General features: G+C 34.0%; 1 protein-coding gene. It reads left to right on the top strand.

What is annotated here, in order from left to right; genetic code table 11:
• Positions 1–77 precede the first annotated feature (77 nt).
• Entirely contained in the window at positions 78–1,148 is a 1,071-nt protein-coding gene (locus EKD03_RS18155) for an IS110 family RNA-guided transposase (protein WP_202976820.1), read from the top strand.
• Positions 1,149–1,564 lie beyond the last annotated feature (416 nt).

The following is a 1,564-nucleotide window of genomic DNA, read 5'->3' as shown; positions in this document are numbered from 1 at the left end:
AAAATTAGCATAAGCTAAAAGAGTATTATATTTGAATTGCTAAAAACAAGAATATAAAAACTCAAAAGCTTATGCTCATGCAAAGAAAAGAATTAAGTTTTGAAGGACAAAATATATTTATAGGGATTGATGTGCATTTGAAAAGTTGGACTGTTTCAATTTTCACAGAGAAGTTGTTTCACAAGACATTTACTCAACCACCGAAAGTGGAATCTTTGAAGAAATATCTTGATTTTAATTTTCCCAATGCTAACTATTATTCAGTTTACGAAGCTGGATTTAGTGGATTTAGTGCACATTATTATCTGAATGAAATGGGGATAAATAATATAGTTGTAAATCCGGCAGATGTTCCGACAACACAAAAAGAGCATCAACAGAAAGATGACCCTACCGATAGTAAAAAATTGGCAAGGTCACTTCGTTCGGGAGAACTCTCATCAATACACGTTCCTCAAATAGCGACATTGGAGGCCAGGTCATTAGTAAGAGTACGATCGACATTGGTTAAAGATATGACAAGGTTTAAACAGCGGATTAAATCATTTTTGTATTTTCACGGCGTCAATTATCCCCCGGAATTTGAAAAATCAGTTTCTCACTGGTCTCGAAAATTCATGTTGTGGCTAAAAGATGTAAAATTGAAAAACACAGCGGGTATGGATGCTCTTGGTGTTTTGATTAAAGAGGCAGAGCAACAACGAAATTTATTATTGGAAACAACAAGAAAGGTTCGGGAGTTGTCAAAAAGTGAAATTTATTCACGAGATATGAAACTTTTATGTTCTATACCCGGGATTGGCCCTATTGCTGCAATCACCCTGCTAACCGAATTAGAAGATATTACTCGTTTTGAGAATACGGATCATTTAGCTGGCTTTGTAGGACTAATACCTTGCAGGCATTCATCGGGAGAGAAAAATAAAAATGGAGAGATGACATTTCGTGGGCATGAGTTTATAAAAAGAGTTATAATTGAAAGTTCCTGGATTGCAGCAAGAAGAGATCCAGCACTCAATATGGCTTTTCATAATTATGCAAAAAGAATGGAAACAAACAAGGCAATAATAAGAATTGCTCGTAAAGTGATGAACAGAATTTATTTTGTGCTTACAAAAAAACAAGAATATGTTATGGGATTCGTATAAAAATAACTTATTAAACAACAGTTATATAGAGTGATCGCTGAGCGTCTCTTGCAGTTAATCTGCTCTCGTAGATTGCGACACTTTACTTTTAAACTGAACAGGGAAATGTAGCATTTGTCTACTGATAGAAGGTTGTTTAAAAAGTTATAAATGATTACTTGCTGGAATTATACAAAATAAAGAATGGGTTTTTTTAGACCATAAAGCGAAACCAGTAAAGTAAAAAAGGGACAGCAAATTGCCATCCCCTTTACGTTTACTGTATAACGCAGAAAGTTTATTGCTGATAGGTTGCTCCCCAGCAGAGCCTATTTCCTCTTCAACTTTCTGAGAACAAAGATAATAAGATTTTTAAAAAGCAATTAAAAATATATAAATACTTGCTATAAATTTTGATTACAACATAGAAGAGACGC

Source organism: Candidatus Oscillochloris fontis, from assembly GCF_004138135.1.
Lineage (GTDB): Bacteria > Chloroflexota > Chloroflexia > Chloroflexales > Chloroflexaceae > Oscillochloris > Oscillochloris fontis.
This window is presented reverse-complemented; position numbering and strand designations above follow the sequence as displayed.